The following is a 22243-nucleotide window of genomic DNA, read 5'->3' as shown; positions in this document are numbered from 1 at the left end:
TTCTCCTCGCTTATGCCGCAATTCATGGTAAATGAAGGAGCGGAAACGACGGGGAATGGACACCTATCCGATGATCAAGAGACTTGCACTTGTCGCGCTGGCCGCGACCTATCTGACCGCCTGCACCACCACCGACCCCTATACGGGCCAACAGAAGATGTCGAATACGGCAGGCGGCGCGCTGATCGGCGCAACCGTTGGCGCGCTCGGCGGTCTGGCTGTCGGCGGTGGCGGCCATGGCAAGCGTAACGCCGCGCTGATCGGTGCCGGCATCGGCGCACTGGCCGGTGGCGCCATCGGCAGCTATATGGACAATCAGGAAGCGGAACTGCGCGCACAGTTGCAGGGGACGGGCGTTTCCGTCACCCGTCAGGGCGACCGAATCATCCTGAACATGCCTTCCAACATCACCTTCCCCACCGATCAGGACCAGGTGCTGCCGCCCTTCTACCCGACCCTGAATTCGGTGGCGATCGTGCTGAAGAAGTTCAACCGCACTCTGATCGACGTCAACGGCCATACCGATTCCACCGGCAGCCTGCAGCACAATCAGGATCTGTCGCAACGCCGCGCCGAATCGGTTGCCAATTATCTGGCATCGCAGGGCGTCGATTCGCGCCGCATGTCGGCCATGGGCTTCGGCCCCAGCCAGCCGGTGGCGAGCAACGCCACGCCGGAAGGCCGCGCGCAGAACCGCCGCGTGGAAGTGTCGATCTCGCCGCTTACCCAGAACTGAACATTTTGAGGTTCTCTATCAAGGAAAAGGCGCCGTTCATCTCGGCGCCTTTTTTCTTTCTGCCCTGTATCAGAGCGTGCTCGACAGCATGCGTGCACCGGCCGCGCCGAAGATTAGCGCCATTGCGGCGTCCAGCGGCCTGCGGGCAGCGCGATAGAGCCGGGCGGCCCGTTCGGTGGAAAACATCAGCGCATAGCCGGTAAAGACCAGGAAGCTGGTGCTGAGGCAGCCGCCGACAATCACCGCAACTGCGCTGCCCGGGGCTGAGGCAGGCAGACCGAGCGAGATGATCGCCAGCCAGCCGAAGATTGCCTTTGGGTTGGTCAGGTGGATGGCATAACCGGTCAGGAAGATGCGCAGTGTTCCGCTCGGAGCCGCCTCGCTCCTGTCCAGCAACGCCGCCGGGCTGAACAGGCTGCGCGAGGCCTTGTAGGCCAGGAACAGCATGTAAAAACCGCCTGCGATTTTCAGCAGTTGCAGCGCATGTCCGTAACGGCTGAGAACGATCGATAGCCCAAGGGCAGCCGCCATGGCCCAGGTGAATGAACCGGCAAACACGCCCCAGGCCAGCACCAGCCCGTGGCGGCGGCCATGCAGGATTGCGCCGTTGATGATGGCGATATTGGCCGGACCGGGGCTGAGAACGGCAACCAGATAGACCATATAGGCTGCTGCCATCTGCGGCAGGTAAGGCTCAAGCTCAGACATTGGACTCTCCTGCTATGTCAGGAGTCTAACCGAAAGAGAGCTATGGAACATCCGAAAGTTTCTGATGGCCCGTATGATCTGCGGTGATGGATGCGCGGGCCGCTCTACCGGCTACTGCATAATTCCTTAAATCGGAATCGTTTTAAGAAATATGCAGTAGATTTAAAGTGTTACAGCGTCCTTTGTGCGTTTGATAAAACGCACGGCGCTATATCCTCTTAGCTTCTGCGGTTTGCCACGAAGCGGGCGGCTTCGATCAGCACCTGGGCGCTGTCTCCGTAAGGGACGAGCAGGGCAATTGCCGCGTCGATCAGCCGGTCCAGCTCCGCCTCGGCCCAGGCCTGGCCCTTCAGGGAAACCAGCGTGCCCTTGTTGCGTCCGGCATCCTTGCCGGTCGCCTTGCCCAGGGTCGCGGCATCGGCGGTAAGATCGAGCAGGTCGTCTGCCAGCTGGAAGGCGCGGCCGATCAGCGCTCCAAAGGCTTGCAGGCGCTGGTGGTGCTCTCGATCGTCGGTGGCGATCAGTGCGCCCGCTTCGCAGGCAAAGCGCAGCAGGGCGCCTGTCTTCATGGCTTGCAGGGTGACGATCCCCGCTTCGTCCGGAGCCTGTTTTTCGGCTTCCAGATCGAGCATCTGGCCGCCAGCCATGCCGCCCGGACCTGCGGCGCGCGCCAGCGCCAGCACCAGATCGGCCCGTCGTGCTGCTGGCAGCGCTGTTTCCGGCGCCGCGATAATGTCGAAGGCCAGCGTCAACAGGCTGTCGCCGGCCAGAATGGCGGTTGCCTCGTCGAAGGCGATATGGACCGTCGGCTGGCCCCGGCGCAGATCGTCATTGTCCATGGCCGGGAGATCGTCGTGAACCAGGGAATAGCAGTGCAGGCATTCGAGCGCCGCCCCCACTCGCAGGGCGGCTTTTGCATCGCCGCCGAGCAGCCGGGCGGTTTCCATGACCAGAAAAGGCCGAAGCCGCTTGCCGCCATTCAGCACTGCATGGCGCATGGCCGCCATCAGGCGTGGCGGGCGGGCGATTTCGCCCTCGAGGAGATCGGTGCCGAGCAGCTCAGTCAGCAATGCCTGAACCTGCGCCGCCGTTTCTCGCAAACGATCTTCGAACATGAAAAGCCTCTCAGCATGCCGGGCCAGGCTTGCGGCCTGCGTGTTTTGCGCTCTTTTGCATGGCCTTTACCCCGCGTGCAACGGGAATTTCCCCGCTGATCAGCCGAAAAACCGGGGACAGAAAGACAGGGCCACCCTCTTTCCGCTTTTTATCCTGTCCTTTAGATGGGAAGGTGAGAGAAGCGGCAGGGCTGCTGTTGCGTAACGGCCAGGGGATGAGGGACAGGGTGGTGAGCGTCGATCAGGCTTCGCAACAGGCGCCGGAGAGCGCTGGGCAGGACGACGACACGTTGCCGCAAGACGGACCGGAAGAAGACAAGGGAGGCAGGCGGATCTTGCTGGAGAAAATCGCCAAGGTCCTTGTTTTTCTGGCCGTACTGCCCCTTGTCCTGATGATCCTCTATCGTCCGTCCTTCGTGCATCCCGTCTCGACGCTGATGCTGGCCGATCTGGCGCTGTTTCGCGGCTATGACCGGCAATGGGTCTCGCTGGATGAGATTTCCCCCTCTCTCCTGCGCTCGGTGCTGATGTCGGAGGATGGCCAGTTCTGCAGCCATAATGGTGTCGACTGGGTGCAGATGCGCAGCGTTATCGATGATGCCCTTGACGGCGAGGCGACACGCGGCGCCAGCACCATCACCATGCAGACAGTGAAAAATCTCTATCTCTGGAATAGCCGCTCCTTCATCCGCAAGGGGCTGGAAATTCCCATGGCGCTCACCGCCAATGTCATCTGGTCGAAGCGGCGCACGCTGGAGATTTATCTGAACGTTGCGGAATGGGGTCCCGGTATTTACGGTGCGGAAGCCGCTGCCCGCCATTATTTCAAGGTGCCCGCCGCAAAGCTTTCGGCCCGGCAGGCGGCTCTTCTGGCCGTGGCCCTGCCCAATCCCATTACCCGCAATGCCGGAAGGCCGGGGCCGGGGCTGCGTGGCCTTGCCGCCATGGTGGAACGCCGCGCCCGCAATGCCGGTCCTTACATCACCTGTCTTGATGAGTGATGTCAGCAGTTTGCGTTGGTCAGCAGGGCGCTCTGCTCCTATGGTCAAAGAGGATAGGATTTTCGAGCGGAATGGATGTCGATGACGGATTTGACCCTGTTTATTGCCAATAAGAATTACTCCTCCTGGTCCCTTCGCCCATGGATGGCGCTGACCGGCTGCGGCATTCCCTTCGATGAAAAGCTGGTGCGCTTCGATTTTTCGGCAGGCAATCCTGCCATCAAGGCGATCTCCCCCTCCGGTCAGGTGCCGGTGCTGCAACATGGGGCGGTCAAGGTCTGGGAATCCGTTGCTATCATCGAATATGTCGCGGAACTGTTTCCCGAGGCCGGGCTTTGGCCCACGGACAGCCGGGATCGCGCGCTTGCCCGCTCCATCTCGCTGGAAATGGCCTGCGGCTTCCGTGCGCTGCGCAATGCCTGCCCGATGAATATGCGCCGTCCGGTCAAGGCCATCGCGCTGCCTGACGGGGTGATGGACAATGTCCGCCGCATCGAAACCATCTGGAAGGAATGCCTGGACCGCTCCGGCGGCCCGTTCCTGTTCAAGAGTTTCAGCGCGGCGGATGCCATGTTTGCGCCGGTGGTGAACCGTTTCACCACCTTCAACCTGACGCAGGATCGGACAGCGCTCGCCTATATGGAGACCATCCGCCGCCATCCGGCCTGGATCGCCTGGGTGAATGCCGCGCTCGCCGAGCCCTGGGTCATTCCCGAGGATGAACTGCCGGAAGAGGTTGAGGACGCCTATCGGCAGGTTGCGTCCATCGCAGGGAACTAAAGCACGTTGCGGCTTATCAGCCGCATGCAACGTGCTTTACATTCTTGGTTTAACGCATGTCGTTATCGCAAAACCGCTGCACACTTTTGCGCGACATGCTTTAGGACAAAACCCCAGCCATGCCGGGCCAAGTGCCTCATCGGAATCGAAAAAATCTGGTGGAAGGGGCTGGTCAAAGGCGGACTTGGCATGTATAAGCCCGCCAAATTCCGAGATCGAAACGCCTGCCGTGCGGCCTCCGCGAGGCCGGAAACCGGCTTTCGACCGTCACCTGGAGTAAGTTAAATGGCTGTACCGAAAAGAAAAACAAGCCCGTCCAAGCGCGGTATGCGCCGCTCTGCAGACGGCCTGAAGGCTCCGACCTATGTCGAAGACAAGAACTCCGGCGAACTGCGCCGTCCGCACCATATCGACCTGAAGACCGGCATGTATCGTGGCCGTCAGGTTCTGACCCCGAAGGAAAGCGCATAATCCGCGCTGCCATCGGCACGACAGACCGATATGCATTGATCCCCGAAGCCGGAAACGGCCTCGGGGTTTTTCGTTATGGATGCCGCCTGCCTCACCTGCCGCTCCTGCATAATTCCTTAAATCGGAATCGATTTAAGGTGAAAATTATGCAGCAGATTAAAAGTGTTACAGCGACCTTTGTGCGCCATATTTGGCGCACGGCGCTGTAGTGTGCGATTTTCATTGATTCGTAACCGCTGCGGGCGTATGACACGCCTCCATCGTGGTGATTTGGCCGGCCGGCTTGCAGCCACGTTAAATAAGTTGCTAAAGGGCCGAGGCAAGTTGGAAAGACTTCCGAGGCCGTGGCGATTGGCAAGCCGCCGGTGTGTTTGAGCGAAATCATTCGCCGTAACAGGAAGTTGGACCATGCCGATCAAGATTCCCGATACGCTGCCTGCCTTTGAAACCCTGGTGAACGAGGGTGTGCGGGTCATGACCGAGACGGTGGCTATCCGCCAGGATATCCGCCCCTTGCAGATCGGGCTTCTCAACCTCATGCCCAACAAGATCAAGACGGAAGTGCAGTTTGCCCGGCTGATCGGCGCCTCTCCCCTGCAGGTGGAATTGTCGCTGGTGCGCGTTGGCGGTCACAAGGCCAAGAACACGTCCGAGGATCATCTCTTTTCCTTCTACCAGACCTGGGAGGAGGTAAAGCACCGCAAGTTCGATGGCTTCATCATCACCGGTGCCCCGGTGGAGACGCTTGCCTATGAGGAGGTGACCTACTGGAACGAGATGCAGCAGATCTTCGACTGGACGGAAATCAATGTCCACTCCACCATGAATGTCTGCTGGGGGGCCATGGCGGCAATCTACCACTTCCACAAGGTGCCGAAACATCCGCTGAAGCAGAAGGCGTTCGGGGTTTATCGCCACCGCAATCTCGCGCCGTCCTCCATCTATCTCAACGGTTTTTCCGATGATTTCCAGGTGCCGGTTTCGCGCTGGACGGAGGTGCGCCGCGCCGACATTGAAAAGGTCCCGGACCTGAAGATCCTGATGGAATCCGACGAGATGGGCGTTTGTCTCGTGCATGAAGAGCGCGGCAACCGGCTCTACATGTTCAACCATGTCGAATATGATTCCACCTCGCTGGCGGACGAGTATTTCCGCGATGTGAATGCGGGCGTGCCCATCAAGATGCCGCATGATTACTTCCCGCATAATGACGATACGCTGACGCCGCTCAACCGCTGGCGCAGCCATGCCCATCTGCTGTTCGGCAACTGGATCAATGAAATGTACCAGACCACGTCCTATGATCTGGAAGAGATCGGCAAGGATCGATAATACCAAGGCTCGAAGATGCTAGTGCATCCTCGCCTTGAAGAGATTTCGAAGATCTCAAATGCATCAAGGGCTTGAGATATTCGAAAAGGGAATGCGAAGAGTCATCTTCAATGACTCTTCGCATAAGCCGGTTTCTGAATAAAACCGGGGAGGAGTTCAGGATATGCGGGAAGAATTTGCAAGACTGCCGGATGGCTCGGTCGTGGAGCGGGTGACGCTGTCAGGCGGCGGCCTGATGGCCAGGGTGCTGACATTCGGGTCTGTCATCCAGGACCTGCGCCTTGCGGGCCACGCGCCGCCGCTGGTGCTGGGCTTCGAAAGCTTTGCGTCCTATCTCGAGCATTCCCCCTATTTCGGCGCAACGCCGGGCCGGGTCGCCAACCGGCTGGCAGAGGGCCGATTTACGCTGGATGGCCGGGCCTATCAGCTCGAATGCAATGAAGGGGGCGTAACCCATCTGCATGGCGGCAGCGACGGGCTTGCCGTCCGCAACTGGTCGATCATCGATCTTGCCGGTGACCGGGTGGTGATGGAGGTGCGCGATCCGGACGGGCGCGCAGGCTATCCGGGCACGGTGACGGCCCGCGTCACCTATCATCTCCAGCCTGAAGGCGTGCTGGCGGTACGCTACGAGGCGACGGCTGACCAGCCGACACCGGTCAATCTCTGCCAGCATTCCTATTTCAATCTGGATGGCACGGCGGATATTCTCGATCACGAACTGGAAGTTGCCGCGGAGACCTATCTGCCGGTCAATGAACGGTTGATCCCGCACGGTCACGCCGCCCCTGTGGCCGGGACCGCTTTCGATTTCCGTGTCAGCCGGCCCATCCGCACCGAGGATCAGGGCGTGCAGGTGCCCTTCGATCATAATTTCTGCCTGTCTTCCTCCCGCGTGGCCAAGCGACCGGTCGGGAAGGTGGCAAGCCCGCTCTCCGGCGTGTCCATGACGGTGGCCACCACCGAGCCCGGCGTGCAGTTTTATGCAGGCGTTTATCTCGATGTGCCGGTAGCAGGGCTTGAGGGCCGCCGCTATGGCCCTTATGCCGGCCTCTGCCTCGAAACCCAGATCTGGCCGGATGCCATCAATCAGACGGGTTTTCCGGAAGCCGTGCTGCGACCCGGTGAGGTGTTGGTGCAGGAAACGGACTACATTTTTACGAAAAGTTGATTTTCCGGAACCATTGCACGCTTTTCGGGTTACTCTCCCGTCGTATTGCGACCGCCGATATCATCGGCGGTCCCGGATATCGGGGAGGGAGAAGTTTGGTTTCCGAAAAACATCTTATTTCCAAGATCACCTGGCGGCTGATGCCGTTTCTTGGGTTGCTTTATCTCATCGCCTATATCGACCGTCAGAATGTCAGCTATGCCAAGCTGCAGATGGTCGGTGCGCTGGGGCTGAGCGAATATGCCTATGGGCTGGGAGCGTCACTGTTCTTCATCGGCTATTTCCTCTTCGAGGTGCCGAGCAATCTGTTTCTCAACCGTTTCGGGGCCAGCCGCTGGTTCGCCCGCATTCTGGTATCCTGGGGCGCCGTGACCATTGCGCTGGCCTATACCCAGAATGCCACCATGTTTTACATCCTGCGCTTCCTGCTGGGCGTGTGTGAGGCGGGGTTCTTTCCCGGCGTGCTCTATCTGCTGACGCTGTGGTTTCCCAAGGACTATCGTGGCCGCATGGTCGGCCTTTTCATGATCTTCAGCGCGCTTGCCAATGCAGTCGGTGCGCCGTTGGGCGGCATGCTGCTCGATCTGGATGGTTTTCTGGGCTATGCTGGCTGGGAATGGGTTTTCCTCGCTACCGGTATTCCGGCGGTGATCGCTGGTATCGTCACGCTGTTCTATCTGGATGACCGCCCCGAGACTGCAAGCTTTCTGGCGGATGACGAAAAGCGATGGCTGCACGATCGGCTCGCCCAGGAAAATGCGGGGATGGAAGAGCATGCGGATGACGGCTTCAAGGCGCTGACCAATCCGCTCGTGCTGCTGATGTCCGTCTGCTATATCGGCTTTCCGCTGGCGGCCTACGGCCTCAGCTACTGGCTGCCCACCATCGTCAAGGAGTTCGGTGTCTCCAACACCGTCAACGGGCTCATCAATATCATTCCCTGGGTGGTTGTCGCCCTGGCGCTTTATGTCGTGCCAGCCGCCGCGGACCGGGTGAAGAACAAGATTCCCTATATCGTGCTGCCCGCCTTTGTTGGCGCCGTCAGCCTCGTGCTCTCGGCGGTGCTCACGAATGAAGTGCTGCAATTTGCCTTTCTCTGCATTGCCGCAGCGGGGATCTTTGCCGGTCAGCCGGTCTTCTGGAGCCTGCCCTCGCGCTTTCTGAAAGGGGCCGGTGCCGCAGCCGGTCTGGCGGCCATCAATTCAGTCGGCAATCTCGGCGGTTTCATCGCCCAGAATGTCGTGCCTTTCATCCGTGACCAAACCCAGAGCACCATCGCGCCGATGTTCTTCCTCGCAGCCTGCCTTGCGGCAGCCGGAGTGCTGGTCATGCTGGTCGGCAGCCGTCCGACACGCACCGAAACCATGGATGGGTTGAAAGGCTGATCCGTCCCTCACGGCGTCATGCGTTGCACCCCGGTGCAGCGCATTCCACGGCGTCCAGCACAGCAGCCCGCATATGGGCGTATGACATCTATGTATTGGAAGACGGCATTTGGCTCGTCAGCTTCATGTAGTATGATCTAGGATATATAGACCTGGAACAGAGAACACTACAAACCATCGACAATCCGTTCGGCACGAGATTGTCACCTATGTCTTAGGTACAAACTGTTACCTATGTCTTCGGTTCGGACAATGGAAGATTTGGAGCGGGCGAAGGGATTCGAACCCTCGACCCCAACCTTGGCAAGGTTGTGCTCTACCCCTGAGCTACACCCGCTCATCAAGCCATCGGTCCGGGGTAGTTCGCTGAACCGTGGGTCGCTGTCTTGCGGCGACGGGGGCTATATGGCCCAACTGCTTTTCGATTGCAACAGGGAAATGACGCTTCCGGCCGGAAATTTTGCAAGCAGATCGGAAGTCTTTGCTGCAAAAAGGAAATTTCGAAGCTGCAGGAATTGCAAGCTGATGCCTGCGGTCGTAGAGGATAACGCATTCCATCCCTTGCCGGGTCATTCTATTCTCATCCGGCAGGTTCCATGACAGAGCAGGACCCATCTCCATGAGCGAAACCGCGCCCGCCACCCAGGAAGCTCTTTTCCAGTTTCTCGATGACCTTGGCATTGCCCATAGCACAAAGCGGCATGCGCCGGTTTTCACCGTGGCCGAATCCGTTTCGCTCCGCGATGAAATTCCCGGCGGCCACACCAAGAACCTGTTCGTGAAGGACAAGAAGGATCAGTTCTTCCTGCTGACGGTGGAGGAAAATGCCGTTGTCGACCTGAAAACCGTGCATACGCTGATCGGCGCGGCCAGCAAGGTTTCCTTCGGCAAACCGGAAAAGCTGATGGAGTATCTGGGCGTCATTCCCGGTTCGGTGACAGCGTTTGGAGCCATCAACGATCGCGGTCTCAACGTGACCTTCGTGCTGGACGAGACCTTGATGGAGAACGAAATCATCAACTGCCACCCGCTGTCCAACGATGCGACGACCTCGATCCGGCGGGAGGATTTGCTGCGCTTTCTTGAGGCAACGGGCCACAGGCCGCTTGTCTTGAAAGTCACGGCCTGACATACGATTTAAACGGCAGGTAGCCGATAGGTTGGCCGAAAACGGTAGCATGAGAGGCGGGAGTTTCCGATGAGCGATACAGGCAATCCCTATGGCGGTTATGGTGGCGCCCAGATGACGGCCCAGGCCAGCTTCGGCACGGCTGCTCCGCCCCAGCCGGGTGGCCTGATCAAGGAAACCACCACCCAGGCCTTCACCAAGGATGTTATCGAGGAATCCCGGCGGCAGCCGGTGCTGGTGGATTTCTGGGCGCCGTGGTGCGGCCCCTGCCGCCAGCTGACGCCGGTGATCGAAAAAGTGGTCAACGAGGCCAAGGGCAAGGTCAAGCTGGTCAAGATGAACATCGATGACCATCCCGCCATCGCCGGGCAGCTCGGCATTCAGTCCATTCCCGCCGTCATCGCCTTTTCCAATGGCCGCCCGGTGGATGGCTTCATGGGTGCGTTGCCGGAAAGTCAGGTGCGCCAGTTCATCGACAAGCTCGGAGGCCCGGAGGGCGGAGCCGATCAGGCAGCGGAGATCGCCGCCGTGCTGGAAGAGGCCAAGGGTCTTTATGACGAGGGTGATTTCGACGGTGCCGCACAGCTTTACGCTGCTGTCATGCAGGCCGATCCCGAAAATGCTGCTGCCGTTGCGGGCATTGCCAATTGCATGATTGCGCTCGATCAGCATGAGCGGGTGCGGCAGATTCTGGAAGGCTTGCCGGAAACGCTGACGAAGACACCGGAAATCCAGGCCGTGGCCACCCGCCTCGCGCAGATCGAGGAAGCGCGCAAGCTCGGCGATCCGGTGGCGCTGGAGCATCAGCTCTCGCTCGATCCCGATGACCACGCCGCCCGCCTCAAGCTGGCGAAAATCCGCAATGTCGAAGGCCGTCGCGATGAGGCTGCCGATCATCTGCTGCTGATCATGAAAAAGGATCGCACCTTCGATGATGACGGCGCGCGCCGCCAGCTGCTGGAATTCTTCGATGTCTGGGGCTTCAAGGACCCGGCCACCATTCAGGCGCGGCGAAAGCTTTCGGCGCTGTTGTTTTCCTGACAGGGAGCTGATGCGGGCTTGAGTTCTCGTCCCGTCGCTCCACATAGGCTTTACTCTTACGTTCGAATTTCCGAAACTACCCGGCAATTTCGGATTTCGATGCAAAGGCAGAGGTGAGGCAGGCATCACGCCCGCGACCGCCACTGCAGGAGGCAGGAATGCACGTCGGCAATGCAAGATATCTCTCAGCGGCGGATTTACCGGAGACTTTGCCGGTTTTTCCGCTCTCCGGGGCCTTGCTTTTGCCAGCGGGACAATTGCCGCTCAATATCTTCGAGCCGCGCTATCTGGAAATGTTCGACTACGCCCTCAAGGGCGACCGGTTGATCGGCATGATCCAGCCGGCTCTGGTGGAACCGCTGGAACTTGAGCCGGGCGTGCCGGCGCTGAGCCAGATGGGCTGTATCGGGCGCATCACCTCCTATGCGGAAACCGGCGATGGCCGCTATATCGTGTCGCTGGGCGGCATTTGCCGCTTCCGGCTGCTGGAGGAGGTGAAAAGCCACCGCCCCTTCCGCATGGCGCGCATTTCGCCCTTCATGGCCGATCTCACCTCCGCCGACGAGGAAAAAAGCGTCGATCGTGACAAGCTGCTCTCCACCTTCCGGGACTATCTGGAAGCCAACAAGCTGGAAGCGGATTGGGAAAGCGTGCAGCGGGCCAGCAATCTGACGCTGGTCAATTCCCTGTCGATGATGTCCCCCTTCGGTCCTGCCGAAAAGCAGGCGATCCTTGAAGCGCCGGATCTCAAATCCCGGGCGGAAACCCTGATCGCCATCACCGAAATCTATCTGGCGCGCGGGTTCGGCGATGCCGACACCCTGTTGCAGTGAGGCACCGCCATGGATCAGCGCATGAACGGGGTAGACCCGAAAATGCTGGAATTGCTGGTCTGTCCGCTGACCTCGGGCCGTTTGACGCTCGACCGCGAGCGAAACGAACTGGTGTCTGAAAAGGCAAAGCTTGCCTATCCCATCCGGGATGGCATTCCGATCATGCTGGTTTCCGAGGCCCGCAAGATCGAGGACTGATTCGCGGTTGTCCGGCACAATGTCCGGCAATGGCCCGTCCTCAAAGCGGTCTGAAAGCTGGCCGTCAGGTCCGCGCAAGTCAGGCCGTCTAGTCTTGAGGCTGACGAAGACGGCGCCGCAAGGTAATTTTCCCGAATTCGATGCAAAAACAAGGCGCTACGGCATGATGCGGTTTTCTTCTGCCGCAGGATGCTGTATCGAACGAAACGAAGCTGTTCGGCGTTTACCATCATGAGGATGGCGCTGATAAAGGCCGGGATGATCCCGGAGACACAGGATAGCAATGAACGACGATTTCGAACCGGACGCACAGGCGGATACGTCCAATCTGGCGGCCCTGGTCTTGAGCCAGGAACTGGATCAGTTAGCCGATGTTCTCGTCAGCGCCCTTCAGGAAGTTTTCCAAATTCTGGATGATAATCACCCCGTCGGCACACTGCATTAGAGTATTGTCCCGAGAAAAGTGGAAACCGGCTTTCCGTCCGGAAATCTGTAAAAAACAATGAGTTGGAGCGCGGATCTAATTCAATCAGATCGAAAAGCACTCTAAGCGGGAGTGGGCAGGAGGCTTACCCAAAGCCGAATGTCCACAAGCACAGGCTCCATGAAAAAGCGCTTCCGCCAATTCTTCGGCGGAAGCGCTTTTTTTACAGTCTGTTCAAGAATTGCTGCTGGCCTGGCGAAAATGGTGATTTCGAGAACCGGAACGGAGCGTACTTAACGTACGTGAGTACCGGAAGCGCAGGAATTGCCATTTGCAGACGGCCAGTGGCGATTATTGGACGGACTGTTAGGGTCGGTCGATTTCCTTGCCGATATAGGCAATGGCCTGCTGGTAGACGGTGGCCGCATTCCAGCCGCCGATGGCGGTGAAATTCGGCTCGCCCGGCTGATAACCGAGACCCGGCTGCCAGCCGTGCCCCTTCAGGAAGTTTGCCGTGGAGGACAAGGCATCCGCACGGGAATGGATCAGGTCGATATGGCGGTCGCCATCGCCATCGACGCCGTAAAGCGTGACATTCTTCGGCAGGAACTGGGTCTGGCCGATCTCGCCATGGGCAGCCCCTCGCGAATTGACATCCAGGTCGCCATCTCCCACCAGTTTCAAGGCCGCATAGAGCTGGTCCTTGAAGTAGTCGCTGCGGCGGCAGTCGAAGGCCAGCGTCGAGACGGCAGAGAGCGTGTGTTCATTGCCCATATAATTGCCGAAGCCGGTTTCCATGCCCCAGATGGCGATGAGCGGGCCGGCAGGAACGCCGAAGCGGCGCTCGATCGTGGAAAAAAGCTGGGCATTGGCGCGCTTCATGGCCTTGCCACGGCTGATGATTGCCTGGCCGCCCCGTTTTTTCATGAATTCATCGAAGGAGAGCTTGAAGCTCTTCTGGCCCCGGTCGGCGCGAATCGTCGGCTGGTTATAATGGACATTGGCGAATGCGCGGTCGAGAACCGAGCGGCTGACGCCACGACCGGCAGCCTCTGCCTTGAAACCATCCACCCACTGCTCGAAGCCAGCAGATGTGTTGCTGCAAGCGGGTGCCGCCAAAGCCTGTCCACCCATGCCACAGAGCGCCGTTACCGCCAGAAAGGCTGCCGCGCGAAACCTGTTCATCCCCATCGAAACCTCATCCATACGGGAAGCGCGGCCCTTGCCGGTGCCGCGCCGTGTGTGTCTGCCTCATGTCCGTAAGCATGAAGCGTTTAAACTTCGTGTAAACCATAAAAAAGGGCGGGCTTACAGAGCATTTCCAGGGAAAGTGGGAACCGGTTTCCCGTTCGGAAATGCGAAAAAGCAGTAATCCGAAGCATTTCCAGGGAAACTGGAAACCGTTTTCCCTTCGGACATGCTGGAAAACATAGATTTTGGAGGGTGTTTTGGAAAAAACACCCTCCAAACCGACCCTTTTTCAAAAGCGCGTGATTTCAGAATCAGGCGGCCAGGGCCTTCGGCTTGATCAGGCCGCGATTGATCAGAAGCTCGGCGATCTGCACGGCGTTGAGAGCTGCGCCCTTGCGCAGGTTGTCGGAAACCACCCACATGTTCAGGCCGTTTTCAACGGTAGCATCTTCGCGGATGCGCGAAATATAGGTGGCATCTTCACCCGCAGATTCGACCGGGGTGATGTAGCCGCCGTTTTCATGCTTGTCGATGACGAGGCAGCCGGGGGCTTCGCGCAGGATCTCACGGGCCTGATCGGCGGTGATTTCCTTTTCAAACTCGATATTGACCGATTCCGAGTGGCCGATGAAGACAGGCACGCGCACGGCGGTGCAGGTGACCTTGATCTTCGGGTCCAGCATCTTCTTGGTTTCGGCCAGCACCTTCCATTCTTCCTTGGTGTAACCGTCTTCCATGAACACATCGATATGCGGAATGACGTTGAAGGCGATGCGCTTGGTGAACTTCTTGTTTTCCACCGGATCGGCCACGAAGACGGCGCGGGTCTGGGTGAAGAGCTCGTCCATGCCTTCCTTGCCGGCACCGGAGACCGACTGATAGGTGGAGACGACGACGCGCTTGATGGTGGCCACGTCATGCAGCGGCTTCAGCGCCACGACGAGCTGGGCGGTCGAGCAATTCGGATTGGCAATGATGTTCTTCTTGGAGAAGCTCGCGATGGCGTCCGGGTTCACTTCCGGCACGATCAGCGGAACCTCGGAATCGTAGCGCCAGGCGGAGGAATTGTCGATGACGACGCAGCCCTGCGCGCCGATCTTCGGCGACCACTTCTGCGAAACGGTGCCGCCCGCCGACATCAGGCAAATGTCCGTATCGGAAAAATCGTAGTTTTCCAGATTCTTGACCTTCAGCACCTTGTCGCCAAAGGACACTTCGGTGCCTTGCGAGCGAGCGGAAGCCAGCGCCACCACTTCATCGGCGGGGAAGCCGCGCTCGGCCAGAATATTCAACATCTCGCGGCCGACATTGCCGGTGGCGCCTGCGATTGCAACTTTGAAACCCATGATACCTGCTCTCTTTCTGTCTCTCCTCGGCTTTGGTGAGGGGGAAGCGCGGCATTCCGCGTTCTTCCTGTCCCCGGCCTTGCCGGGGAGAGAGCGGTGGGCCAGAGACGTCAGACGGTTTTAATCGTCGTTTTGGCCGTGATGGTCAGAGGAAACGCGCATGCCAATGGCTCCGCGGCAGAGACTGCCCGGTTGCCTTCCATGGCGGCGATGATCAAAGCTTGGCTCATCTCACGTTTCCTTCCGCCTCTGCCTTTACTCCCTTTTCTGCCGCTGTCAAGAAACAGGGCTCCCCGCGAGAGCGTCCCGGCGCTAAAAAAGGCCACGTGTCATGCCTCAATCACGCACCGAAGAGAGTGTTTTCGTGTTTCCGGGCGGAAAACCGGTTCCACTTTTCCTTGGAAACACTCCAGGCCGCATTAGACGAAAGTCATAAGCCCAAAGCATCTCTCTCGATTCGCCTCGAATTCTGTCAGTTTACTGCTCAGTCGCAGCCGCGACACATTGCCTCGGAGGAGGGGGCGGCGGCTGGCGCGGAACATGTTGAGGAGGATCAACAATGGCAAATGTCGCAACCATGCACGGTTCGGCACGCGGCATGACGGCTGAGGAGCGGAAAGTCATTTTCGCCTCGTCGCTCGGCACCGTGTTCGAGTGGTATGATTTCTATCTCTACGGTTCGCTGGCGATCTATATCGGCGCAACCTTCTTCTCCCAATACCCGGAGACCACCCGCAACATCTTCACGCTGCTGGCCTTTGCGGCGGGCTTTCTCGTACGCCCGTTCGGAGCGCTGGTCTTTGGCCGGCTTGGCGACCTTGTCGGGCGTAAATATACCTTCCTCGTCACGATCCTGATCATGGGCGCTTCCACCTTCCTGGTGGGCATCCTGCCGGGTTCGGCCACCATTGGCATTGCCGCGCCCATCATCCTCATCGTGCTGCGCATGCTGCAGGGCCTGGCGCTGGGCGGCGAATATGGCGGTGCCGCCACCTATGTGGCCGAACATGCGCCGCATGGCCGCCGCGGTTTCTACACCTCCTGGATCCAGACCACGGCAACGCTGGGCCTGTTCCTGTCGCTTCTGATCATCCTCGGTATCCAGATGGCCATGGGCAAGGAAGCCTTTGCGGCCTGGGGCTGGCGTATTCCCTTCCTGCTGTCGGTGGTGCTGCTTGGCATTTCCGTCTGGATCCGCATGCAGATGAACGAATCCCCCGCCTTCAAGAAGATGAAGGAGGAGGGCACCCAGTCCAAGGCGCCGATTTCGGAAGCCTTCGGCCAGTGGAAGAATGCCAAGATCGCCATTCTGGCGCTGCTGGGCGCTGTCGCCGGTCAGGCCGTCGTCTGGTATTCGGGCCAGTTCTATGCGCTGTTCTTCCTGCAGAACGTGCTAAAGGTGGATGCCCAGGCCGCCAATATCATGGTGGCGATTGCGCTGGCGCTCGGCACGATGTTCTTCGTCGTCTTCGGCTGGCTTTCGGACAAGATCGGCCGCAAGCCGATTATCATGGCGGGCCTGCTGCTGGCCATGCTCACCTACTTCCCGCTCTTCAAGGCCATGACCTGGGCAGGCAATCCGGCCCTGGCTGAAGCGCAGGCGACGGTGAAGGCCACGGTGACGGCAGATCCGGCAGATTGTAATTTCCAGTTCAATCCGACGGGGACGGCCAAGTTCACCACCTCTTGCGATATCGCAACCGCTCTGCTGACGAAGAATTCGGTGCCCTATGAAGTCGTGCCCGGTGCTGCCGGCTCCACGGCCGCGATCAAGCTCGGCAATGCCGAAATTTCGAGCTATGACAGCATCAAGGCCGGCGCCAATGCCAAGGCTCTCGATGCCAGCCTGCAGAAGAGCGTCAACATTGCCCTGCACGATGCCGGCTATCCGCTGGTCCGTGATGCGGTGAAGGTGCCGGACGCCAAGCTGAACGCCTTCATTGCCGCCAATCCGGAACTGAAGCTGAATGCCGAAGCCGTGCGCGGCGGTCCGAGCACCACGGTGCCCACGGACAAGCTGGTGGCGGACAAGCTGCTGACGGCGGATGAAGCCGCAGCCGCTGGCATGCAGTCCATGCCGGTCTACACCATTGCCAATGGCGGCGCCTTCAAGATGGTGGCCGATCCGGCCCAGGTCAAATGGGTGCCGCTCGTGGCCATCCTGACGGTGCTGGTGATCTATGTGACCATGGTTTATGGCCCGATTGCCGCCATGCTGGTGGAAATGTTCCCCACCCGCATCCGCTATACCGGCATGTCGCTGCCCTATCACATCGGCAATGGCTGGTTCGGTGGTCTTCTGCCCGCCACGGCCTTCGCCATGAGCGCGGCCAAGGGCGATATCTATTACGGTCTCTGGTATCCCATTGTCATCGCCGGCATATCCTTCGTGATCGGCATGCTGTTCCTGCGGGAAACCAAGAATAACGATATCGACGCCTGATCACGCCGCGTCATCTGCCAAATCAATGCCCGGAACCCTGGTTCCGGGCATTTTCATGAGGTTTGCAAAACTGCCGTTGCAGCCAACGCAGAAGAAGTCTGCCTTTTCGCCCTGGCCTCGGCCTGCGGACAGCGAATGAGCGGCTGGCTGAGAACCGGCACATGGTGTGCATCGAGGCGGAAGACCAGCCCGTGCCGGGCAAAGACAATGGCCATGAACCAGGTGAACCAGGCACCAAAGCTCAAACCCGCCAGCACATCGCTTGGATAATGCGCGCCCAGCATGACACGCCCCATGCCGCACCAGAGTGCCGCCACGGCAAAGGCGATCCGGTAACGCGGCGCCAGCAGGGCGGCAATCATGAACAGCGCGCCGATGGTGGTGGAATGGCCGGATGGAAAGCTTTCGAAACTGGCGCGTCCGGCCAGCGGCAGGAAATGGAAGGGATCTTCCAGCGGAAACTCTCCCGGACGTGCCCTACCGATCAAACGCTTCAGAAGATTGGCGATGAGGCCGGAGAGTGCGAGGCTGAGGAAACAATAACATCCAAGCGCACTGAAGAACGCCGCCCTTGCTCTATGGCTTGCCCGCCGGGCCAGCCGCGCCATGGCCGCACCCTCTATCGCAAGCAATGCGCTGATCAACAGGCTCCAGCCGGAATCGCCCATATTGGAGAGCAGTTTTGCCCACTCCCGCGCTTCGGGGCTGGCAAAGCGGCCCAGCACCCCGGTTGCCCTGTCAAAGACCAGACAGGCCAGTGCAATCAGGCTCAGCGCGACGGTCATGCACAGACGCGCCTTGCATTCAGGCATGGGATATCGCGCCCTGCCTTTTCGTAAACGCCGAAAAACGGCTTTCATGTCCCGCCCATCGTTTTCAAGCGAATGCCGGCTAAAGCGCGCTTTAACACTTTAAACCTGCTGCATAATTCTCACCTTAAATCGACTCCGATTTAAGGAGTTATGCAGTAAGCCACCGGCATTCCTGCTGATCAACGGTTTGGGATGCGCCTGTCCTTGCGGACCCCTCAGGCCCATCCTTATTCCGCGCTATCATGGTAAGGGCGCGGAATTACAGGCACATGACATACTGCATAATTCCTTAAATCGGAATCGATTTAAGGATAAAATTATGCAGAAGATTTAAAGAGTTACAGCGCCGTGCGTTTGATAAAACGCACGGCGCTGTAGGGCTCGGATACAGACTCCTGATTACTGCACCAGCGTCTTGAACTCGGCCAGGATGGCATCGCCCATTTCGGCGGTGCCGACCTTGGTGCAGCCTTCGGCCATGATGTCGCCGGTGCGGATGCCCTTGTCGAGCACGTTGGCAATGGCCTTTTCCAATGCGTCGGCTTCCTTCACCAGGTTGAAGGAATAGCGCAGGCACATGGCGAAGGAGGCGATCATGGCGATCGGGTTGGCAATGCCCTGACCGGCAATGTCCGGGGCGGAACCGTGCACCGGCTCATAGAGCGCCTTGCGCTTGCCGGTCTTGCCGTCCGGTGCGCCGAGCGAGGCCGACGGCAGCATGCCGAGCGAGCCGGTCAGCATGGCGGCGACGTCGGAGAGCATGTCGCCGAACAGGTTGTCGGTGACGATGACGTCGAACTGCTTCGGCGCGCGGACCAGCTGCATGCCGCCGGCATCGGCCAGCATATGCTCGAGCTTCACATCGGAATACTTGGCCTTGTGCGTCTCGGTTACCACCTGGTTCCACAGCACACCGGACTTCATGACGTTGCGCTTTTCCATGGAGCACACGGTATTGCGGCGGGTGCGGGCCATTTCGAAGGCCACGGCGGAAATACGCTCGATCTCATAGGTGTCGTAGACCTGGGTATCGATGGCGCGCTTCTGGCCATTGCCGAGATCGGTGATGGTCTTCGGCTCGCCGAAATAGACGCCACCCGTCAGTTCGCGGATGATCAGGATATCCAGGCCTTCCACCAGTTCCGGCTTCAGCGAAGAAGCGGAAGCCAGCGCCGGATAGCAGATGGCGGGGCGCAGGTTGGCGAAAAGCTCCAGATCCTTGCGCAGGCGCAGCAGGCCTGCTTCCGGGCGCACCTCGTAAGGTACGGCATCCCATTTCGGGCCGCCGACCGCACCGAACAGCACGGCATCCGCCGCCATGGCCTTGGCCATGTCCGCTTCGCTGATGGCCGCGCCATGGGCGTCGTAGGCGGAGCCGCCCACCAGACCCTCATCGGTTTCAAAACCCGCCGCCAATTCCTCGTTCATGTAGGAAATGATCTTGCGGACTTCGTTCATCGCCTCCGGACCGATACCGTCACCGGGAAGCAGGAAAAGCGTGCGCGCCATGGCTGTAACCTCTTCTGATCAAGTTGAGGCGTTTTATCGGCCCGTGACGGCCAATTCAAGGACACCTTCCTGAAGAGCGGTACGCTTTTTATTCCGGCAAAACCTGCCGAAATGTGGCACTGGCGACCCATAAACCGCCGAAATAGGCAGGCTGACAGCAAAAGGGCCGGTGACCCGGCCCTTTCTTTTCCAAAACTCTGCTTATTTGCACTTTTCGATGCGTTTCAGCGCATCCGAAATGCCTTGCAGCGAATAGGCGTAATTGGTCTGGGTGCCACGGCCGGAGACGGCCTGGACCGACATGCTCTTGCCGGTCTTCATGGCCTGAACCAGGGCCGGCTCCTCGGCGGCATTTTCCACCCAGGCGGCGCTGTCCTTGACGAACATCGAGAAGCTCTTGGCATCGATCTTCACCGTTACCTTGGAGCCGGCCTTCAGCGGATAGCCCACCATGACCTGCGGCTCGTAGGAGATGTTCTGGCCGGGGCGCTGCGATACGATGAAGAACACATCGCCGTGGTTGACGGAGGCGGGTTCCTTGCTGGTCGGGACGGAGAGCACGTAGCAGACCGTGTTGGCGCCAGATTTGTAGGAATAGGCGCCCCAAGCCTTGAACTGCTCGATGCGGGTCGGGCTGGGCGACTGCGCCATTGCCACGCCGGCCATGGCCAGCATCATTGCGCATGCGGTTGCGATTCTTTTTACAAACATTTTTTCCTGCCGCTTTCTTGATCCAACACCACCACCGGCCCCTCACGGTGGACCGGTTCCAGCATCGTGCAAAGCTTGTTCAGCACTTTGCTGCCATTCCTTTCCGCATTGGCTGGCGATTCGCGCTCGCGCCAATACGCATCAATTGCATTCAATTTGACTTAATTTTGGTTACCAAACCCTGAACGCAGCAGGATTACCAGCCGCCCGAATCGATGAAACTTGCGGGCCTGCGGCATTTCCTTGCGAAATCGCGGGTTTTTTGTCGCAAACCGGCGCAATCTCGACGTTCAGGAACGGAAACGTGAATAGGACAAGCTGAATGCACCGGCTGAAACCCGGCTTTCGTCACCAACACAAGGAATGGGGCAAGAGTTTGGACGCCGGGCCGGGATCAGCTCTTTGTGGCCGCCTGCTGCTCTTCATCGGCAAGCACGGCATCGGCGGCTTCGTAATGATGTTCCCGGATATGGCCGTTGATCAGCGCCAGCGCCGTGGTCAGCACCGCAATGTCGTCGGTAAAGCCCACCACGGCCAGCATGTCGGGGATGGCATCGAAAGGCAGCACGAAATAGCCAAGGGCCGCCAAGAGAATGCCCCGTACCCTGAGCGGCGTCTGCCGGTCGGTGGCGCAGAAGAAGGCGGCGATCACGTCGCGGCTGAAGGGAATCTGGCGGATGGCCTTGCGCATTGTCGGCCAGAAGCGGGATTTCACCCGGGCTTCCTGCTGCTCCTGGGTCTTCTCATCGCCCGGCAGCAGGATTTCACCAATCTTGACATCATCCATGGCAAGCCTTCCTGTTCAGATCTCGGAAAGAAAGGCGAAAGCGCCTTTCCTTCCGGTCTCGCTGATATGGGAAGCCCGCTCGGTTCTGTCAAACCCGGCGGGCGGCGATCCGGTCCATGGCCAGCCCCAGATCGAAATCCCTTGCCGTCAGGCCGCCCGAATCATGGGTGGTGAGGCAAACCTCCACCCTCCGATAGACATTGAACCATTCCGGGTGATGGTTGAGCTTTTCCGCCACCACCGCGCATTCGGCCATGAAGCCGAAAGCCTCCGCGAAATCCCGGAACGCAAAGTCGCGGCGAATGCTCAAGCCATCATCCGACAATTCCCACTCGGTCAGTGTGCCCATCCGCTCGCGGACATTCTCGGCGGCCAGTTTCTGATCCCGCATCGGCCTCTCCTCACGCCGGATGCTGCAGGCTGTCGGACCAGCCGAATTCCGTCTGCGCTTCGTAGAGCGGAAACACCTCTTCCGTCAGATAGGGGCCGCCGCCCACCGATTCCTTCGAGGACATCAGCACGAAGCGGGAAACGAGAAAGGGCGCGGTGTGGAAATTGCCGCGCCCTGACAGGTAATGGATCACATCATCGAGACGGGCCGATTTCAACCGGGCCAGCGTCACATGCGGGGTGAATTTCCTGGGGTCCGGGGGAAGGCCGATGCGCTGGCAGATCCGTTCGATTTCTCCCTGAAGCGCGGTCATTTCGGCGCTCGGCTGCACGCCAGCCCACAGAGAATGGGGCTTTTTTGACCCGAAGGAGCCGATGCTGTTGAGGCTGAGCTCAAATTCCGGCCTGTCGATCCGGTCCAGCCGGTCGACGATCTCGTCGGCGGTGCGGCCATCGACATCGCCGATGAAGCGCAGGGTGATGTGGTAATTTTCCACGTCGATCCAGCGGGCTCCTGGGAGACCGCCGCGCAGCAGGGACAGGCTCAAGGCCGCGCTGCGCGGAATTTCGAGGGCAGTAAACAATCTCGGCATGGCGAGCTCTCCCCGAACTGTCGGAACGGCCTGCGAATCAAAAGCCGTTCCATGGCTTTGTATTCCCGATCATTTCCGTCTCCGCCCGCTTGCCGGGCGAAAACTGTTCTCCAGCGAATCATGCCTCCACTTGGTAA

General features: G+C 59.3%; 23 protein-coding genes, 1 tRNA gene and 1 riboswitch. Of the genes, 13 read left to right on the top strand and 11 right to left on the bottom strand.

Translation table 11 applies throughout. The annotated features are described in order from the left end of the window. Positions 1–70 precede the first annotated feature (70 nt). On the top strand, positions 71–736 hold the full coding sequence (locus tag QO005_RS18505) for a YiaD family glycine zipper/OmpA-like lipoprotein (protein ID WP_307159545.1): 666 nt from the start codon (positions 71–73) through the stop codon (positions 734–736). 69 nt (positions 737–805) lie between these two features. Here the strand turns inward: QO005_RS18505 and QO005_RS18500 are convergent, their stop codons facing one another. Both QO005_RS18500 and QO005_RS18495 read right to left on the bottom strand, forming a co-directional pair. Further along, positions 806–1444, bottom strand: a complete 639-nt coding sequence (locus QO005_RS18500) for a LysE family translocator (RefSeq protein ID WP_307159544.1) — start codon at positions 1442–1444, stop codon at positions 806–808. 218 nt (positions 1445–1662) lie between these two features. Further along, on the bottom strand, positions 1663–2559 hold the full coding sequence (locus tag QO005_RS18495) for a polyprenyl synthetase family protein (protein WP_307159543.1): 897 nt from the start codon (positions 2557–2559) through the stop codon (positions 1663–1665). A gap of 335 nt (positions 2560–2894) precedes the next feature. On the opposite strand from QO005_RS18495, the gene mtgA reads away from it, so the two are divergent. The 6 genes from mtgA (at position 2895) to QO005_RS18465 (ending at position 8699) form a co-directional block, all read left to right on the top strand. Next, positions 2895–3560, top strand: a complete 666-nt coding sequence (gene mtgA / locus QO005_RS18490; RefSeq protein ID WP_307159610.1) for a monofunctional biosynthetic peptidoglycan transglycosylase — start codon at positions 2895–2897, stop codon at positions 3558–3560. Between the two features lie 81 nt (positions 3561–3641). Continuing rightward, positions 3642–4340, top strand: coding sequence for a glutathione S-transferase family protein (locus tag QO005_RS18485; RefSeq protein WP_307159542.1), 699 nt, complete (start codon positions 3642–3644; stop codon positions 4338–4340). A 285-nt stretch (positions 4341–4625) separates the two neighbouring features. Then, positions 4626–4811, top strand: a complete 186-nt coding sequence (gene rpmF / locus QO005_RS18480; RefSeq protein ID WP_007604390.1) for a 50S ribosomal protein L32 — start codon at positions 4626–4628, stop codon at positions 4809–4811. Positions 4812–5063: 252 nt separating this feature from the next. Then, positions 5064–5141: riboswitch (SAM riboswitch) on the top strand. 78 nt (positions 5142–5219) lie between these two features. Beyond that, positions 5220–6143 carry a homoserine O-acetyltransferase MetA gene (gene metA / locus QO005_RS18475; protein WP_307159541.1) on the top strand — a complete coding sequence of 308 codons (924 nt, stop codon included), beginning with the start codon at positions 5220–5222 and terminating at the stop codon, positions 6141–6143. 163 nt (positions 6144–6306) lie between these two features. Next, entirely contained in the window at positions 6307–7314 is a 1008-nt protein-coding gene (locus tag QO005_RS18470; protein WP_307159540.1) for an aldose epimerase family protein, read from the top strand. Positions 7315–7409: 95 nt separating this feature from the next. Then, positions 7410–8699 carry an MFS transporter gene (locus QO005_RS18465; protein ID WP_307159539.1) on the top strand — a complete coding sequence of 430 codons (1290 nt, stop codon included), beginning with the start codon at positions 7410–7412 and terminating at the stop codon, positions 8697–8699. Positions 8700–8961: 262 nt separating this feature from the next. Here QO005_RS18465 and QO005_RS18460 read toward each other — a convergent pair. Beyond that, positions 8962–9036, bottom strand: a tRNA-Gly gene (locus tag QO005_RS18460). Positions 9037–9318: 282 nt separating this feature from the next. Between QO005_RS18460 and QO005_RS18455 the strand changes: the two genes are divergently transcribed. From QO005_RS18455 to QO005_RS18435, 5 genes are all read left to right on the top strand, one after another. After that, positions 9319–9828 carry a prolyl-tRNA synthetase associated domain-containing protein gene (locus tag QO005_RS18455; RefSeq protein ID WP_307159538.1) on the top strand — a complete coding sequence of 170 codons (510 nt, stop codon included), beginning with the start codon at positions 9319–9321 and terminating at the stop codon, positions 9826–9828. Between the two features lie 69 nt (positions 9829–9897). Further along, positions 9898–10869, top strand: coding sequence for a thioredoxin (gene trxA / locus QO005_RS18450; RefSeq protein WP_307159537.1), 972 nt, complete (start codon positions 9898–9900; stop codon positions 10867–10869). Between the two features lie 158 nt (positions 10870–11027). Further along, positions 11028–11702: an LON peptidase substrate-binding domain-containing protein gene (locus QO005_RS18445; RefSeq protein WP_307159536.1), complete on the top strand. Its 675-nt coding sequence runs from the start codon at positions 11028–11030 to the stop codon at positions 11700–11702. Between the two features lie 9 nt (positions 11703–11711). Next, positions 11712–11900, top strand: coding sequence for a Trm112 family protein (locus tag QO005_RS18440; protein WP_307159535.1), 189 nt, complete (start codon positions 11712–11714; stop codon positions 11898–11900). Positions 11901–12183: 283 nt separating this feature from the next. Beyond that, on the top strand, positions 12184–12345 hold the full coding sequence (locus QO005_RS18435; protein WP_307159534.1) for a hypothetical protein: 162 nt from the start codon (positions 12184–12186) through the stop codon (positions 12343–12345). Between the two features lie 345 nt (positions 12346–12690). Here QO005_RS18435 and QO005_RS18430 read toward each other — a convergent pair whose 3' ends face one another. Continuing rightward, positions 12691–13509, bottom strand: coding sequence for a lytic murein transglycosylase (locus tag QO005_RS18430; RefSeq protein ID WP_370878110.1), 819 nt, complete (start codon positions 13507–13509; stop codon positions 12691–12693). A gap of 317 nt (positions 13510–13826) precedes the next feature. Further along, entirely contained in the window at positions 13827–14861 is a 1035-nt protein-coding gene (locus QO005_RS18425; RefSeq protein ID WP_307159533.1) for an aspartate-semialdehyde dehydrogenase, read from the bottom strand. A gap of 559 nt (positions 14862–15420) precedes the next feature. Between QO005_RS18425 and QO005_RS18420 the strand changes: the two genes are divergently transcribed. After that, complete coding sequence (locus QO005_RS18420; RefSeq protein WP_307159532.1) at positions 15421–17304, top strand: MFS transporter; 1884 nt, start codon at positions 15421–15423, stop codon at positions 17302–17304. Between the two features lie 53 nt (positions 17305–17357). Here the strand turns inward: QO005_RS18420 and QO005_RS18415 are convergent, their stop codons facing one another. From QO005_RS18415 to thpR, 6 genes are all read right to left on the bottom strand, one after another. Further along, entirely contained in the window at positions 17358–18089 is a 732-nt protein-coding gene (locus tag QO005_RS18415; protein ID WP_307159531.1) for a phosphatase PAP2 family protein, read from the bottom strand. A gap of 426 nt (positions 18090–18515) precedes the next feature. Then, positions 18516–19625: a 3-isopropylmalate dehydrogenase gene (leuB, locus tag QO005_RS18410; RefSeq protein WP_307159530.1), complete on the bottom strand. Its 1110-nt coding sequence runs from the start codon at positions 19623–19625 to the stop codon at positions 18516–18518. Between the two features lie 201 nt (positions 19626–19826). Continuing rightward, positions 19827–20336: an invasion associated locus B family protein gene (locus QO005_RS18405; protein ID WP_307159529.1), complete on the bottom strand. Its 510-nt coding sequence runs from the start codon at positions 20334–20336 to the stop codon at positions 19827–19829. Positions 20337–20730: 394 nt separating this feature from the next. Continuing rightward, the gene (locus QO005_RS18400; protein ID WP_307159528.1) at positions 20731–21123 is read right to left on the bottom strand and encodes a YkvA family protein; all 393 of its coding nucleotides are present in this window, start codon (positions 21121–21123) and stop codon (positions 20731–20733) included. Between the two features lie 88 nt (positions 21124–21211). After that, positions 21212–21514, bottom strand: a complete 303-nt coding sequence (locus QO005_RS18395) for a 4a-hydroxytetrahydrobiopterin dehydratase (protein ID WP_307159527.1) — start codon at positions 21512–21514, stop codon at positions 21212–21214. A 10-nt stretch (positions 21515–21524) separates the two neighbouring features. Then, a complete protein-coding gene (gene thpR, locus QO005_RS18390; protein ID WP_307159526.1) occupies positions 21525–22106 on the bottom strand; it encodes an RNA 2',3'-cyclic phosphodiesterase in 582 nt (193 codons plus the stop codon). Positions 22107–22243: the final 137 nt, after the last annotated feature.

The sequence above is a fragment of the Allorhizobium paknamense genome, assembly GCF_030815125.1.
GTDB lineage: Bacteria > Pseudomonadota > Alphaproteobacteria > Rhizobiales > Rhizobiaceae > Allorhizobium > Allorhizobium paknamense.
The sequence above is the reverse complement of the archived record's forward strand: the minus strand, read 5'-3'. Positions and strand labels throughout refer to the sequence as shown.